Raw genomic sequence first — 14344 nt, forward strand, 5'->3', positions numbered from 1 at the left:
CCTCAGCGACGCAGATCACCGCAGCGCTGACTACAGTGCGGCGAAGGAAGTGGGTAGTCTCAGACGGACTGCATAAGTTACCGCTTAGTAATCACCTTCGAGGTCACCCTCGGAGAACACCTCGCAGGCCCGAGGAGCCCCCGAATGCAACTCGCCGCGATCATTGTGTCGCTGGTCCTGACCGTGGTCGGCGTTGCGCTGCTCGCACGCGCCATCGGTCAGTTCGTCCGGTACTTCAAACTGGGACAGCCCGTCCCGGCCGGTACCCGGACCGACAACCCCTACGCGCGCAGCGTGACCCTGGTCAAGGAGTTCCTCGGCCACACACGGATGAACCGCTGGGGCATCGTCGGCTTCGCCCACTGGTTCGTGGCGATCGGCTTCCTCACCCTGCCGCCGACCCTCGCCCAGGCCTTCGGCCAGCTCTTCTCGGCCGACTGGACACTGCCGGTCATCGGCGACTTCCTGCCGTTCGAGCTGTACATCGAGTTCATCGGCGTGATGACGATCCTCGGCATCGCCGTGCTCATCGCGATCCGCCTGCTGAACCTGCCGTCCCGCCCGGGCCGCAAGTCACGCTTCGCGGGCTCCAAGGCCGGCCAGGCGTACTTCGTCGAGTACGTCATCCTCACCATCGGCCTCGCGATCTACACCCTGCGCGGCCTCGAGGGCGCCATCCACCACGTGGAGCACTACGAGGCCGGGTACTTCGCCTCGTACCCGCTGGTCCTGGCGTTCAAGGGCCTGAGCGTCACCACGCTGCAGAACCTGATCTACCTCACCGCCATGGTGAAGATCAGCACCTCGTTCATCTGGATGATCGTGGTCTCGCTCAACACCAACATGGGTGTGGCCTGGCACCGCTTCCTGGCGTTCCCGAACATCTGGTTCAAGCGCGAGGCGACCGGCGGGACCGCCCTCGGCGGCCTCCAGCCGATGACCTCCGGCGGCAAGGCCATCGACTTCACCGACCCCGGTGAGGACGACGTCTTCGGTGTCTCCCAGGTCGAGCAGTTCTCCTGGAAGGGCCTGCTGGACTTCTCCACCTGCACCGAGTGCGGCCGCTGCCAGTCGCAGTGCCCCGCCTGGAACACGGGCAAGCCGCTCTCCCCCAAGCTCCTGATCATGTCGCTGCGCGACCACGCGCACGCCAAGGCCCCGTACCTGCTGGCCGGCGGCGGCAAGGACATGGAGGGCAACGAGAAGGCGTCCGAGGAGCAGCTCAAGGACGTTCCCGCGGCCGCCCTCGCCGAGGCCGAGCGCCCGCTGATCGGGACCGCGGAAGAGAACGGCGTCATCGACCCGGACGTCCTGTGGTCCTGCACCACCTGTGGCGCCTGCGTCGAGCAGTGCCCGGTCGACATCGAGCACATCGACCACATCGTCGACATGCGCCGCTACCAGGTGATGATCGAGAGCGCGTTCCCGTCCGAGGCGGGCACGATGCTCAAGAACCTGGAGAAGAAGGGCAACCCCTGGGGTCTGGCCAAGAAGCAGCGCCTCGAGTGGACCAAGGAGGTCGACTTCGAGATCCCCGTCGTCGGCCGCGACATCGAGGACCTCAGCGAGGTCGAGTACCTGTACTGGGTCGGCTGCGCCGGCGCCCTGGAGGACCGGGCCAAGAAGACCACCAAGGCCTTCGCGGAACTGCTGCACATGGCGGGCGTCACGTTCGCGATCATGGGCGGCGACGAGAAGTGCACCGGTGACTCCGCCCGCCGCCTCGGCAACGAGCCCCTGTTCCAGGAGCTCGGCATGGAGAACGTCGCCGCGCTGAACATGGCCTTCGGCGAGGACGACGAGGACGAGTCCACCAAGAAGCCGAAGTCGGCGAAGAAGATCGTCGCCACCTGCCCGCACTGCCTCAACACCATCGGCAACGAGTACCCGCAGCTCGGCGGTGACTACGAGGTCATCCACCACACCCAGCTCCTCCAGCACCTCATCGACGAGGGCAAGCTGCTGCCGGTGACCCCGGTCGAGGGTCTGATCACGTACCACGACCCGTGCTACCTGGGCCGCCACAACAAGGTCTACACGCCCCCGCGCGAGATCATGTCCGCCGTCCCGGGCCTGCGTCAGCAGGAGATGCACCGCCACAAGGAGCGCGGCTTCTGCTGCGGCGCCGGCGGCGCGCGGATGTGGATGGAGGAGCGGATCGGCAAGCGCATCAACAACGAGCGTGTCGACGAGGCTCTGTCGCTGAACCCCGACATCGTCTCCACCGCCTGCCCGTTCTGCCTCGTCATGCTGACCGACTCGGTCAACGGCAAGAAGAACGAGGGCAAGGCCAAGGAGTCCGTCCAGGTCGTCGACGTCGCCCAGCTCCTGCTCGAATCCGTCAGGACGCCGGTCGAGGAAGAGCCGCCGGCGGGCGCGGCCGAGTCGGAGAGCGCGCCGGAGCCGGAGCCGGTGAAGTAGCCGTCCCGTCCACGACTGTCTGAACAGCCGCCTGACCCGGCCGTCAGGCACAGCCGACCGGTACCGATCCGGATCGGTACGACCGACACCCCCGTGCTCCGCGGAGCACGGGGGTGTCGCCGTGTCCGGGCCCTCGTACGACCGGCTCCCGCACCGTCTCGCCGAGCACCTCGGGCGTCTCGACCTCGGGCACCCCGCAGTTCGGCGCCGTCTTCGCCGACTGATCGCCGTGAGGGGCCGCCCGGCCCGGGCGGCCCCTCCGCACGCCATTCCGTCGAACATCCGTCCCCGAGGGGCCCGCCCACGAGGCCCCTTAGGGGATGTCACAGCTCGGCCCCAATGCCGGGCCCGGTGCCCCGGCTCCCGCACGTCACTCTTCGGGACCAGGTACGTTCGATAACGTGGCTGGATTCAGGATCGGACGCGGCGGCCGGGACAACCGTGCACCGCAAGGGCGACCGCAACAACAACCGTCGTACGGACAGTCCTCCCAGGGACGCGGACAGCAGTCCCCCCGGGGAGGCGGGCAGCAGCCGTACGGCTACCCGAACGCGCCGTCGCAGCCGCAGTACGGCGGACAGCAGCCGTACGGCGGGCAGCAGCAGGGCGGCCAGCCCTACCGCGGCGGACAGCAGGGCGGCTGGCCCCAGAACGGCGGACAGGGCGGCGGGTACGACGGCCGGCACGGTGAGCCGGAGTACTTCGGCGACGGACACCCGCAGCAGGGCCCGGACCCGTACGCCGCGAACAGCCCCGGCCACACGCAGGCCTTCTCGATCGGCGAGGACCCCTACAGCCAGGGGGACGTCTACCGGGCGGGCCAGGCGGCCGCAGCTCCGGTCGGCCCCCGGCTGCACTGGAAGGACCTGCTCAAGGGCATCGTGACGGCCCCCAACCGGACCTTCCTCCAGATGCGCGACTACACGATGTGGGCCCCGGCCCTGATCGTGACGTTCCTCTACGGCCTGCTGGCGGTCTTCGGCTTCGACGGCGCCCGCGAGGACGCCATCACCGCGACCCTCTCCAACGCCGTCCCGATCGTCCTGACGACCGCTGTCGCCCTCGTGCTCAGCACGTTCGTCCTCGGCGTGGTCACCCACACCCTGGCCCGCCAGCTCGGCGGCGACGGGGCCTGGCAGCCCACGGTCGGCCTCTCCATGCTGATCATGTCCATCACGGACACCCCGCGCCTGCTCTTCGCCATGTTCCTCGGCGGCGACGCGTCCTTCGTGAAGCTCCTCGGCTGGATCACCTGGGTCGCCGCGGGCGCTCTGCTGACCCTGATGGTCGGCAAGTCCCACGACCTCCCCTGGCCGAAGGCCCTCGCCGCGTCCTCCATCCAGCTCATCGCGATCCTGTCGATCATCAAGCTGGGCACGTTCTGACACCGCGGGCGGCACACACCCGCCCGTAACGGAGAAGGAGGGGCTCCCGGCACACCGCCGGGAGCCCCTCCGTTTTCTCAGTTCCGCGGACCCTGTCCTACGAGTCGAGGACCTGCCCGGCCCGCCGGACCACGGGCGGTTCGACGCTCCAGGCGTCGTTGACTGAATGAGGGTAGTCGCGGACGCCTCATACATGCAGGTCAGATCCATATCCGAGGCCGAACACGACGAACGCGAGGCCGGCAGGAGCCTAGCCTCGCGTCCAGGGGCAGTGATCGGCGAATCAGGTGGCGGTCAGCGCCACACGGGTTCGATCAAGCTCGGGTCGAACTTGCGCGCACCTCTCCCGGCGGGGTGAATCAAAATCGCCGAAAGGCTGTGAAGGATCAACGCTTGCTGACGTTCAAGCGGGAGCGACAGGAAGTCCTCCAGGGTCTCGACGCTCGGGGAGGCCGCTTGGTGCCGTGCCTTGCTGAAACGCCCACGCTCCAGCTTCAGCTCGTCACGGCGGCGCTCTAGATCCGGTAGGAGCTGGAGCAGGGTCGAGACGGTGATCGCTTTGGCCTTCGCAGCCTGTGTCAGGGCAGCGATGTCCGCCTCAACATCAACAAGCTCGGATGCGTTGGGCCACGACTCGTTCTCTTGCACGGTGGTGCTTGCTGCTCGCTCCCTCTGTTCCGCAAGAACGAGGCTGATGACGAACTCGTCGACGGCTTCCCCGGCACGTCCCACCTTGCCGCAGCCTCCATTCACGACGGAACACTGGTAACTGAAGCTAGCTCCCTTGGAGTTCGGTTTCCGGCGCCTGTTGACCTGGCCTCGAATCTTGGCGTGGCAGAGTCCACAGCGGGCGATCCCCGACAGCAGATACTTCCGGGCTAACGAGCGACCGGGATACTTCTGCTTGCGTTCCGCGACCACAGCGCACACCGCCTCCCACTCGTCGACAGTGTTGATCGGATCCCAGGCACCGATGACCGGGTGTCCGTCGTCGTCGAGGAGGACTTCGCCACGGTAGGTGCGGTAGCCGCACAGCCGCGGGTTCGTCAGCATGCGTTCCACGAGGTGATGCGGTAGCCGAGTCGTCCCTTCGCGAGGATGCCCGAGCCCTCGACGCTGCCAGTCCGTGCGGATGGTTCCAATCCTTACGCCGGCCAGCAGTTGCATCTGCGCGGCACGGATGTGCTCTGCGGCAACGAGGTCGACCTTGCGTCCGTCTTTCTGCCATCCGTAGGGAGCCGGCCCTCCGCTGGACTTCCCCTCTCGCGCGAGTTCCAGATGCTTGCGCTGAATACGGCGGGACGCGTCGTGCGACGACTTGTTGGCGAAGGCCACCATCACGCGTGCCATGGTTCGGCCATCGGCCGTGCCCAAGTTCACGTCGTTGGTGACGGTGGCGAACACGCGCCTCTTGCGCTCGTCGTACAGGTCGATGAGGCGTTCGAGGTCTTTCGGCTGGCGGGCGAGCCGGTCGAGGTCGTAGGCCACGACGCCGTCAATCAGCCCGTCCGCCAGGTCGCTCAACAGCAACTCGAACGCAGGTCGCCGGACGTTCCGCTTGTACGCGGATACATCGTTGTCCTCATAGATCTTGGCGACGGCCCATCCCCGAAGGTCCGTCAAGCGTTCGCAGTCCTGACGCTGCCGCGCGACCCCGAGGCCGTCGCCTTCATCATCCCGGGAGATCCGCGTGTAGACAGCGACCCTGGGAGCAGCCACGGCTAGGCCCTCCCTTGCAGGACGAGAAGGCGGTGCACCCACTCCTCATCCCGCTCCGGCGCACGGCGAAGGTGCTTGGCAATCCACTCTTCCTTCGTCATCACCGGCTTGCGGGTTATCCGTTCAGCCTTGCGAGTCATCGAGATCACCTCCGTTCCAGTCGGCGAGCGCTTCACGCGCGGTTTCGCGGTTGAGTTGGATGTCCCGGTGGATGTTGGCGGCGAGCCAGGCTTCGCCGGGGGTGTGGCCGTGGCCGGCGTAGGTCCAGTGGGAGAGCACGAGGGTGGTTGCCTCCGGGTTGTCGTCGGGGTCTGGCAGGCCGAGGGCGGCGCGTTGTTGGGCGGCGCGGTAGTCGGCTCTCACCTGGCGGAGGGCGCCGAGGGTGGTGGAGTAGCGGCGGGATTTGGTGGAGAAGTGGCCGCGGAAGCCGAGCATGTGGGCCCAGTCGCGGAGCTTGCGGTCCGGGTAGAGCGCGTGCAGGTCGAAGCAGGCTTCGATGAGCCGGCGGGGGTGGTCGGGCACGTCGAGGAGCACGAGGGCTTCTTTGTTGCCGATCCGGCGGTCGACGGCGCCCGTGTTCTCGGCTGCTTTGGTGGCGTACTTGGCGACGTAGGAGGCCACGGCCTGTTCGGTGATCTCTTCACCGTCCCCGAAGGCACTGATCGGTTGGACGTCGAGCTGTGTCCCCCAGCGCAGCGTCCGAGCCGGGTGGTCGCCCGCGGGCGGCACGTCGACGGCGACGCGGGCAGCAGCGGCACCGATCGCGTCGGTGAGCAGGCCGAGGGTGGCCCAGTGCGGGGGCGGGGTGTCGGGTCCTTCGGGTCCGTCGAAGCGGATCACCGCGTGGAAGTGGACGGCGCCGCGCTTTTGGTACTCGGCGACCTTGCCGAAGGAGACGCGGGATTGTTCGCGGGCGTCCTTCTGCGTGAGCCCGGCGCGGGCGGCGATCTCCCGGCGGAGGTAGATCGAGAAGTAGCGCCACAGGTCGGATGCGTGGTTGTTCCAGAGCACGGCGCCCGCGTAGTCGTACGTGTCCGGGGCGAGCGGTGTGCCGAGTTCGGGAGCGTCCTCGGTGTGGTGTTGTCCGCAGTGGCAGGGCCGGTTTCCGGGGCGGTTATGGACGGGGCCGAAGCTGGGTGCGGTGAGGGTGGCGAAGACGCGGGGGTGCTCGCGCACGGTGTGCGGGGTGCCCTTGTCCGGATCGCCCGTGAGTCCGGCGCGGATCAGGTGGTAGGTGTCGCCGGCGTAGGTCCAGGCGCAGGCCGGGCAGCGGGATGCACGGCGGTTGCCGCAGGCGATGCGGAGCATGCCGCCCGGCTCGTCCTCGGTCGTATACGCGTGCAGGACGGTCTTGGTGGTCGGGTCGATGGTCTTGGTGCCGCCGGATAACCGGATGGGGTCGGAGCATCCGCCGGTGCGGCGGATCTGGTCTTGCCAGCGGTCGAAGCCGTCGGAGCCGGCCACCCTCAGCACGTCGCCAAGGGTGGCCGCATCCAGGCCCGCCGGCAGGGCGGTGTCGGTCATGCAGCCACCGCCAGACGGGAGGCGAGCACGGCCGTGCCGATCCGTTCGGTGTAGGCCGGGGGGATGCATTCGCGGATGCCGTCGCGGTTCATCCAGGGCACGCCCATCACCTGCTTGGCGAGGGCGACGCCGGAGAAGTTGCCGATGAACTGGCCGTAGTGGCCGGGCGGGACGGGGCGGCCCATCTTGGCCTGGGGTGTCGTGTGGCGGGGGTGGCGGGGCTGGACGAGGGTGAAGCCGCCGCCGGTCTCGAAGTAGCGGTGCCGGTAGGTGGCCATGCCGAACATGGCGCCGCACAGCAGGACCGGAGTGCGCAGCTTGGGCAGGGCCCCGCGGACGTTCTCGATCACGAAGGGCCGTCCGGTCGCTTCGAGGGCGGCGCGGGTTGGGCCGATCAGGTCGGGGTGGTCGTTGCCCTGGAGGCGCTGGCAGTCGCTGTCGAACTGGCAGGGCGGCGAGGCGTGGATGAAGTCGAACCCGGCACCGTGCTCGCGGACAAAATCGAGCGCATCCGCCTGCACGAAGCGGTACGGGTAGCGGGGCTGCGGGGCGAGGTCGACGCCGGTGACGTCGAATCCGGCATCGGCGTAGCCCTTGCCGGCGCCGCCCTGGCAGCAGAACAGGTCCAGGACCCGGGGGGCGGTCATCGACGACCCCCTCGGTGGGCGGGGCCGTGGTTGTCGGTGTAGTCCTCGACGAGGGCTTTCACGTCGTTGTCGCCGTTGGCGTGGTCCTCGGCACCGCAGCCGCCGCACAGGTAGTCGCCCTGGGAGCGGGTGTGCTTCGTGCCGCCGCGGACGCGGAGGCCGGGGCTTTCCTCGGTCGGTGTGAGGTCAGCGGGGAGTTTGCGGAACATCCCGGTCACCTCCCGACGCGTCGGCGGTCATGGCATCCAGCGCTTCGGCGGCCTCGATTGCTGCCGCGGCCAGGTTGCGCAGGGCTTCCGAGGTACCGCAGGGGGCGATCAGCACGACCTCGACGAAGTCACCCTTGGCGCGGAGGCTGACGAAGGAATTGCCGCTATCCGGGAACGGCGTGACGCGGAAGCGGGTGTCCGGCTCGATGTGAGCCGTGGTGGTGATGGTCTGCACAGCGGTCACCTCCCGGCCTGTACGAGGAGGGCTCGGCGGGGAAGGGCGTGGCCGGTGCCGTGGCATACCTGGCAGGTGACGCGGAGGGTGGTGCGGGAGCCGTCGCGGTCGCGTGCGCCGGTGGTGATGGCGACGCCGGCGAAGCCGTCGCAGTCACGGCAGACGGGCATGGTGCGGACGTGCTGGGGCATGATGAGGCTTCCCTTTCGGGTCCGTTGGATCAGGAAGGTGGGCCGTCCGGGGCGGCGGAAGTTTGGCGACCGAGGCCGCCCCGGACGGGTGTTACTTGCGGCGGTTGCGTCCGCGCGGGATGGGCGGGATGGAGTCGTAGGACTCTTGGCCGGTGCGGAAGTCGTTCAGGTCGGTCACGTTCTTGTCGGTGCCGATCTCCCGCATGATCCGGTTCATGGCCTTCGTGTCGCGGTGCCGGCGGGCAATCGCGTAGTCGCGGCCCAGCTCGGTCATCCGCTCGTCACGAGCAGGCTCCGAGGAGCTTTCCTTGCGACTGAAGAGGCCCATGTCAGTGCTTCCTTTCCTGGTTGAGGATCGAGCGGAGGACGACCGCGCACACCGCGACGGACATGCCGGTGATGGCGACGGCGAGGAGCAGGGAGACGAGGACCGCGCCGACGACGAGGACGACGGCGCCGCCGCCCACGGCGAGGGCAAGCGCGCTGCCGGGGGTGAGCTGGATCGTCGGTCGGTTCGAGACCGGGGCGACCGGGGCCGGAGCCGCAGCGGTGGGTACCAGGGGGTGACCGGTCGGGGCCGCGGTGGTCGGGGGCGGTGCAGTGTCGGGGGTCGGGTACTTCGGAGTGAACACGGGCCTTGTCCCTTCGGGTTGGGTTACTTGACGACGGTGGCGACGGCGGGGCCGAGGAAGCTGTCGGCGATGAGGTAGCCGCCGAGCAGGAGCACGGCCACGAGCCACCAGGGCGGGCGGACGAGCTTGACGCCGAGGGCGCCGACGACGATCAGGGCGAGCCAGAGCGGAACCTGCATGACGGCGGGTCTCCTAGGCCTTGCAGCGGTGGGTGCGGGCGGCGAGTTCGGCGCCGGAGCGGTCGGGGTAGTCGGCGGAGAAGCCGCAGCCGGGGGCGGAGCAGGCCGCCGTGTGCTTGTCCCGGCCATGTCCGTCGAAGTAGGTGGCGACCTGGACAGGGCCGATGCGGATCACGTCGCGAAAGCGCCGGTGGACGGGCATGGCAGTCCTTTCTGATTAGGTGAGTTGAAGTTGCGTGGCGATGGCGGCGGACATCGGGCCGGGCAGCCCGAGCCGGGCCGAGAGAGCGTCCGCGGCCATCGGTGATCCGGTCGCGGCACGGTGGCTGTCGGCGATCTTTCGGGCGTGGTCCAGGAGCGCGACCGGCACCGTTACCGCAGGAGCAGGCGCAGCAGCCGGAAGCTCCGGGGCAGCGGCCGGGGCGCGCTCGTCGCGGCGTAGGTCGACCTCGGCCGCGGCTGGTTCGTCCACAGCCTGTGCAGGAGCCACGGTGGGGGTTTCGTTGGGTGCGTGGACCAGGAGGGTGCCTCCGAGGAAGGCGAGTGCGGGCCAGCCGGCGACGAGGATGCACAGCCAGGCCGGTACATGGGTCAGGTCGAGGAGTCCGGCGGTGGCGATGTTCGCGCCGAGCGAGGCGAACAGGGCGATCACGAACCAGGTCCACGCCGAGCGGTCCTTGCGGGCGGTCCGCAGCCGGCGCCACGCGGCGACGAGCAGCAGATCGACGCTGATCGGGTACGCCCATGCCTTCCAGCCGGACTGCCCGGCGGCCGAGGCGAGGTCGTGCAGGTGGGCGAAGGACAGCGCACCGGCGATCACGGCCTGAACGAGCACGGCATCCGGTCGGATCGAGCGGGACATGTCTTCACCTCCTTCAAAGGGGAGTTGGGCCGGGAGCGGGCGGGGAACTAGTCCGGCCGCCCGGTCCCGGCGGGTTCAGTCGGTGGCTTCTCCGGTGCCGAAGCAGGCCAGGCAGATCCCGGCCTGTTCGCCGACCGGACGGCGCTTGCGACCGACGCGGACCGGGCGCGCGACCTCACCGGTGCCGTTGCACGGCCCGCACATGGGCGGCGCGGGAGCGAGGCGCGGGGGTGTCTTCTTGGTGGCCATGGGTCACCAGCCGCCGGGGTAGTCGGGGCCCTGGTTCGGGTTGTAGCCGGGCGGGAACATGCCCGGCGGGGGCTCCGGGAGCGACGCGGCCAGCGACGGGCCCACCGCTTCGACGAACGCGATATCGGCGTCGTTCTGGTCGGCGTATACGGCCAGCGCGCCGAGCATCAGTACCGTGCGTTGGAAGTCCTCGATGTGCTCACACATGGGTGGTCCTCCTGTTTCTGGCATGGCTCGGGTAGGGACCTGGCGCGAGACGGTCACGCCAACCGGGATGCGCTTTGGGCTAGTCGGCAGCCGGGACTGGCTTGACCAGCGAAGGACCGTCGACCACCGGCGCCGGAACGTAGGGCCGGAACGGGTCGAGGGCGGGCAGGTGCGGGACCAGGTGGGCGAACTCCCGGCAGACGGCCGTGGCTTCTGCCGGGGTGGTCATCGGGGTGCGGATGCGGGACCAGCCGCCGGAGGAATCCGCGGCCACCGCCAGGCCGGCCTTGTCCGGCGCCATCAACGTCACCAGCGGAACGGCTTCAGGGGCGATGTCCCCGAGGCCCATTTCGGCGGTCTGCTTGTCGTTGACCCGGTGCACCACACGCCCGGTGAGCTGCGCGCGGAGCATCGTGGCGCCCTTGCCGAGTTCGGAGCCGAAGCGCTGCCCGCAGATCTCCAGGAAGATCCCGGCGGCACGGGCCATCTGCGCCAGCCGGATCAGCGAGGTGACCAGCCGTTCGCGGCGCTCCTCATCCTTCTTGGAGGAAATCAGGAACAGTTCCGCGATCTCGTCCACTAGGAGCACGATCGGCACCGGCCGCAGGTCCTCCGGTAGCTCCCACACGTCCGAGGCACCATGCAGGCTCAGCAGGTCGAACCTGGATTCCATCTCGGCGACCAGGACGTCGAGGAGCGATGCGGCATCGTCCGGAGTCGTGGCCAGAGCCGACAGCCGGGGCGCGTAGGCGGACTGTTCTACACCGCGCTTGCAGTCAATCCCCGCCAGGGCGACGGGCAGTCGGGCGAGACCCTTGACCAGGTTGCGCTGATACATCGACTTGCCGGACTGATTGGCGCCCAAAGTGAGTGCCATGGGCACCTTGCGGTAGTCGCGGACGAAGACGGTCCCGTCCTCCCGCAGAGCCACCGGCACGATCATGTCGTGGGAGCGGGCCTTGCGCGGCATGCGCACCCGGCGCAGCACGTCGTACCCGGTCATCCGCAGTTCCACGAACCCGGGCTTCGTCTCGGTGACGTTCACCGAGTGCACGCCCCAGGCGTGGCGGAGCCGTTCCGAGGAGGCGACGACGTCCATCGGCTCCAGGCCGGCGGGCAGTCGCAGCGTGACCCGCAGACCGGTGGACGTGCCGCGGACCCGGCGGACCTTCGGCGGCACCGGCTGGACCTCACGCCGGGCGACGTTGCGGACCATGAACGCCCGCAGTCCCGACGGGTGCACTGTCAGCCCGCACACGTCCATGGTGGAGCGGTACGAGAGGGTGAAGCGGCCCCAGGTGGCCGGCAGTCCGACCAGCGACCAGTACACGCGCGGAGCGCGGACCTTCGCATAGCCCAGACCACCGGCACCCGCTAAGACGCCAGACGCCTCCAGCCACAGGGACAGATCGGTCATGGCTCAGACCCCGGCCGTGACGGCGACCGCGCGGAACGAGATCCCGTGCCGCTTCTGCCCGTTGAACTCGTTCTCCCAGTCACGGGCCTTGAGCCCGATCACACGCACCGGCGTGCCCGGCGCCAGGCCCTCCGGGATACCGGTCTCGGGGATGGCGACCTGGTACAGGTTGCCCTCACCCTCGTCGGAGACCAACAGGCCGACGGTGTACAGCGTCGCCTCGGTCTCCCGGTCGATCGCGACTTCCCCGGTCTTCTTGTTGACCAGCTTCGGCGCCGGCGCAGTCGCCACGAACACCACAGCGGTCGAAACATCGATCTTGAAGGACGGCATTATTGAGGTCTCCCCTTGTGGGATGAGCCCCGGACTGCGTTGTGATCTTGGCGGATGGCACGCGGCCCGGGGTGCCTTGTTCTCTGACACTCTCGAAGCTACTCGCAGTTTTTCTGCGGGTCAACAGAAAAGCTGCGACTAGCAGTGGAAGTCCGACTCTGCGAGACTGAACGCGACGAGAAGGAGAAGAAATGGCCAACTATGGGCTTTTTGTTCGCTTCACGCTTCGCGAAGGTGCGGGCGAGGCATTTGACGCGCTGATCCGGGAGACCGCAGCAGGCATCCAGGCGCACGAACCCGGCACGTTGGTGTACGCGTGCCACGAGGTCGAGGGCGCACCCAGCGAGCGAGTCTTCTTTGAGCTGTACGCCGACCGCGAGGCGTTCGAGGAGCATGAGCGGCAGCCCCACACGCGCCACTTCCTCACGGAGCGCACCAAGTACGTCGAGAAGACCGAGGTTGACCGGCTTCAGCCGTACGCCGGCAAGTACCCGACCGGAGCCGGGGCGTGACGGACTCCGACACCAGAACCCTGGGGCAGCGCGTCAAGGAGCTGCGCCGCGCCGCAGGCATGTCGCAGGGCGACCTTGCCGCCGCTATGGCACGCTCCGAGAGCTGGGTTTCGCAAGTCGAAAGAGGCGTACAGCCTGTTGAGCGCCTGTCGATCCTTCAGGCCCTTGCCGATGCGCTAAACGTGTCCGTGCGCGAGGTACGGCCGGACGCCGCACCGGCAGCCCAGACCGAGCCAGAAGAGACGCACAGGAGCAACGACCTCGACGGGCTGCGCGTAGCGCTCACTGGGCACCCAGCTCTGGGCAGCCTCTTCGAACAGTCGCCGGATGAACCGATCCCCTCACTTGCCGACTTTCGACAGCGCGTCGACGAGGCGTGGAGGCTCGCGCACGCATCGAGCTATGGGGCGTTGAGCGACCACCTGACCCGGTTGCTTCCAAGCATCGAGGCTGCGGTGCGCCACGCGCCGGCGGGCGATCGGGGGGAACTTCACTCCCTCCGGGCCAAGGCGTACCAGGTGGCAGCCGCGAGCTTCACCCGACAGGATCAGGCCGACGCTGCATGGGTTGCGGCGGACCGGGCGCTACAGGCAGCCGAGCTTGCGGGCCAACCGCTGGAGGTTGTAGCAAGCCTGTTCCGCATGGCGCACGCCTTCATGCGGCAACAGCACATGGACCAGGCCGAGCAGGCAGCGAAGTCCGCAGTAGCCGTCATGGCGCCCAGAGCGGAGGCCCCCACCTGCCCCCCAGAAGAACTGTCCCTGCTGGGTGCCATGAACCTGGTTCTCGCTGTGATCAATGCGAGGGAAGGTAACCGGGGGCGGACGCACGAGCACATCGATCGCGCGCGCGGGATCGCAGCGCGGTTGGGTGAAGACCGCAACGACTTTGACACGGAGTTCGGGCCGACGAACGTGGAGATCCACGCGGTCAGCACGGCCGTCGAGTTGGGGGACGCGGGGCTTGCCCTAGAGGTAGCCCAGCGGGTTGACGCATCTGGGCTTTCACCCGAGCGGCAGTCACGTTTCCTGCTTGACGTAGCGCGAGCGCACGCGCAGCGGCGACACGTCGGCGAGGCCACAGCCGCACTCTTGGAATCCGAGGCTTTGGCACCCGAACAGATCCACGATCACCACTTGGCCCGTGACGTTATCCGCGACCTGGTGCAGCTCTCAGAACCTCGTGTTCCTGAGTCCCTGCGCGGCTTGGCCGAGCGCAGCGCGGTCATCTAGTCGATGTTGTTACAGATTTCTCTACCTCATCAAGCCCCGGCTGCGCTCCGCTCCGCCGGGCGCGCTCCCGGCTCCGCGCCGGGCGCCGCTCCTGCCTTCGGCCCGCTCCGCCCGCGCTGCGCCGACGCGCGCCCACAGCGGGTGGGGCCGGGGGTCATGAGGTGATCACCGCATGGCGTCAGCGCGTCAGAGCAGTGCCTCCGGCGGGGGCGCTCAGGCTCCGAGATGGTGGGGGCGCCGTTCGCGGGTGCCGGCCGAGTGTGGTGTGCGTGGGGTGCTCCCATCCCGTCTGCCGTCGACCCAGGCAGAGCCGAGCAGTCGCGGCCCAGGGCGTCAAGGAAGCTCCTATAGAACGTCAAGCGGTCTGTGGGAGGTGTGTTTGTGGAGTAT

At 68.5% G+C, this 14344-nt stretch carries 19 protein-coding genes; 4 read left to right on the forward strand and 15 right to left on the reverse strand.

Going from position 1 to position 14344, the window contains the following annotated elements; all coding sequences use genetic code 11:
* Nucleotides 1-144 precede the first annotated feature (144 nt).
* Both ACIQ7M_RS37990 and ACIQ7M_RS37995 read left to right on the forward strand, forming a co-directional pair.
* Entirely contained in the window at nucleotides 145-2421 is a 2277-nt protein-coding gene (locus ACIQ7M_RS37990) for a heterodisulfide reductase-related iron-sulfur binding cluster (RefSeq protein WP_355762789.1), read from the forward strand.
* A 320-nt stretch (nucleotides 2422-2741) separates the two neighbouring features.
* Nucleotides 2742-3806, forward strand: coding sequence for a Yip1 family protein (locus tag ACIQ7M_RS37995; protein ID WP_355762786.1), 1065 nt, complete (start codon nucleotides 2742-2744; stop codon nucleotides 3804-3806).
* A gap of 294 nt (nucleotides 3807-4100) precedes the next feature.
* Here ACIQ7M_RS37995 and ACIQ7M_RS38000 read toward each other — a convergent pair whose 3' ends face one another.
* The 15 genes from ACIQ7M_RS38000 to ACIQ7M_RS38070 form a co-directional block, all read right to left on the reverse strand.
* Nucleotides 4101-5525, reverse strand: a complete 1425-nt coding sequence (locus ACIQ7M_RS38000) for a recombinase family protein (RefSeq protein ID WP_403652933.1) — start codon at nucleotides 5523-5525, stop codon at nucleotides 4101-4103.
* 123 nt (nucleotides 5526-5648) lie between these two features.
* The gene (gene repSA, locus ACIQ7M_RS38005) at nucleotides 5649-7049 is read right to left on the reverse strand and encodes a replication initiator protein RepSA (RefSeq protein ID WP_403652936.1); all 1401 of its coding nucleotides are present in this window, start codon (nucleotides 7047-7049) and stop codon (nucleotides 5649-5651) included.
* On the reverse strand, nucleotides 7046-7696 hold the full coding sequence (locus ACIQ7M_RS38010) for an SAM-dependent methyltransferase (protein WP_403652939.1): 651 nt from the start codon (nucleotides 7694-7696) through the stop codon (nucleotides 7046-7048). Before ACIQ7M_RS38010 ends, repSA begins: the two co-directional genes overlap by 4 nt.
* Complete coding sequence (locus ACIQ7M_RS38015) at nucleotides 7693-7905, reverse strand: hypothetical protein (RefSeq protein ID WP_403652942.1); 213 nt, start codon at nucleotides 7903-7905, stop codon at nucleotides 7693-7695. The genes ACIQ7M_RS38010 and ACIQ7M_RS38015 overlap by 4 nt, the downstream gene beginning before the upstream one ends.
* Nucleotides 7883-8140 carry a hypothetical protein gene (locus tag ACIQ7M_RS38020; RefSeq protein WP_403652945.1) on the reverse strand — a complete coding sequence of 86 codons (258 nt, stop codon included), beginning with the start codon at nucleotides 8138-8140 and terminating at the stop codon, nucleotides 7883-7885. Before ACIQ7M_RS38020 ends, ACIQ7M_RS38015 begins: the two co-directional genes overlap by 23 nt.
* Nucleotides 8141-8145: 5 nt before the next feature.
* Nucleotides 8146-8331: a hypothetical protein gene (locus ACIQ7M_RS38025; RefSeq protein ID WP_403652948.1), complete on the reverse strand. Its 186-nt coding sequence runs from the start codon at nucleotides 8329-8331 to the stop codon at nucleotides 8146-8148.
* Between the two features lie 91 nt (nucleotides 8332-8422).
* Nucleotides 8423-8659 (reverse strand): hypothetical protein, encoded by a 237-nt coding sequence (locus ACIQ7M_RS38030; RefSeq protein ID WP_403652951.1) that lies wholly within the window; start codon nucleotides 8657-8659, stop codon nucleotides 8423-8425.
* A 1-nt stretch (nucleotide 8660) separates the two neighbouring features.
* Nucleotides 8661-8963, reverse strand: coding sequence for a SpdD protein (locus ACIQ7M_RS38035; RefSeq protein WP_403652954.1), 303 nt, complete (start codon nucleotides 8961-8963; stop codon nucleotides 8661-8663).
* Nucleotides 8964-8986: 23 nt separating this feature from the next.
* Nucleotides 8987-9142 carry a hypothetical protein gene (locus ACIQ7M_RS38040; RefSeq protein ID WP_403652957.1) on the reverse strand — a complete coding sequence of 52 codons (156 nt, stop codon included), beginning with the start codon at nucleotides 9140-9142 and terminating at the stop codon, nucleotides 8987-8989.
* 13 nt (nucleotides 9143-9155) lie between these two features.
* Nucleotides 9156-9344 (reverse strand): mobile element transfer protein, encoded by a 189-nt coding sequence (locus ACIQ7M_RS38045; protein ID WP_151471428.1) that lies wholly within the window; start codon nucleotides 9342-9344, stop codon nucleotides 9156-9158.
* 15 nt (nucleotides 9345-9359) lie between these two features.
* On the reverse strand, nucleotides 9360-10004 hold the full coding sequence (locus ACIQ7M_RS38050; protein WP_403652960.1) for a DUF2637 domain-containing protein: 645 nt from the start codon (nucleotides 10002-10004) through the stop codon (nucleotides 9360-9362).
* A 75-nt stretch (nucleotides 10005-10079) separates the two neighbouring features.
* Nucleotides 10080-10253, reverse strand: coding sequence for a hypothetical protein (locus ACIQ7M_RS38055; RefSeq protein WP_403652963.1), 174 nt, complete (start codon nucleotides 10251-10253; stop codon nucleotides 10080-10082).
* A 3-nt stretch (nucleotides 10254-10256) separates the two neighbouring features.
* Nucleotides 10257-10460 (reverse strand): hypothetical protein, encoded by a 204-nt coding sequence (locus ACIQ7M_RS38060; protein ID WP_403652966.1) that lies wholly within the window; start codon nucleotides 10458-10460, stop codon nucleotides 10257-10259.
* Nucleotides 10461-10539: 79 nt separating this feature from the next.
* A complete protein-coding gene (locus ACIQ7M_RS38065) occupies nucleotides 10540-11877 on the reverse strand; it encodes an FtsK/SpoIIIE domain-containing protein (RefSeq protein ID WP_403652969.1) in 1338 nt (445 codons plus the stop codon).
* Between the two features lie 3 nt (nucleotides 11878-11880).
* Nucleotides 11881-12210 carry a hypothetical protein gene (locus ACIQ7M_RS38070; protein ID WP_403652971.1) on the reverse strand — a complete coding sequence of 110 codons (330 nt, stop codon included), beginning with the start codon at nucleotides 12208-12210 and terminating at the stop codon, nucleotides 11881-11883.
* 191 nt (nucleotides 12211-12401) lie between these two features.
* Here ACIQ7M_RS38070 and ACIQ7M_RS38075 point away from each other — a divergent pair, with 191 nt between their 5' ends.
* Nucleotides 12402-12722, forward strand: coding sequence for a putative quinol monooxygenase (locus tag ACIQ7M_RS38075; RefSeq protein WP_403652973.1), 321 nt, complete (start codon nucleotides 12402-12404; stop codon nucleotides 12720-12722).
* Nucleotides 12719-13954 (forward strand): helix-turn-helix domain-containing protein, encoded by a 1236-nt coding sequence (locus tag ACIQ7M_RS38080; RefSeq protein ID WP_403652975.1) that lies wholly within the window; start codon nucleotides 12719-12721, stop codon nucleotides 13952-13954. The genes ACIQ7M_RS38075 and ACIQ7M_RS38080 overlap by 4 nt, the downstream gene beginning before the upstream one ends.
* Nucleotides 13955-14344 lie beyond the last annotated feature (390 nt).

Origin of the sequence: Streptomyces sp. NPDC096324, from assembly GCF_044763015.1 — a bacterium.
GTDB lineage: Bacteria > Actinomycetota > Actinomycetes > Streptomycetales > Streptomycetaceae > Streptomyces.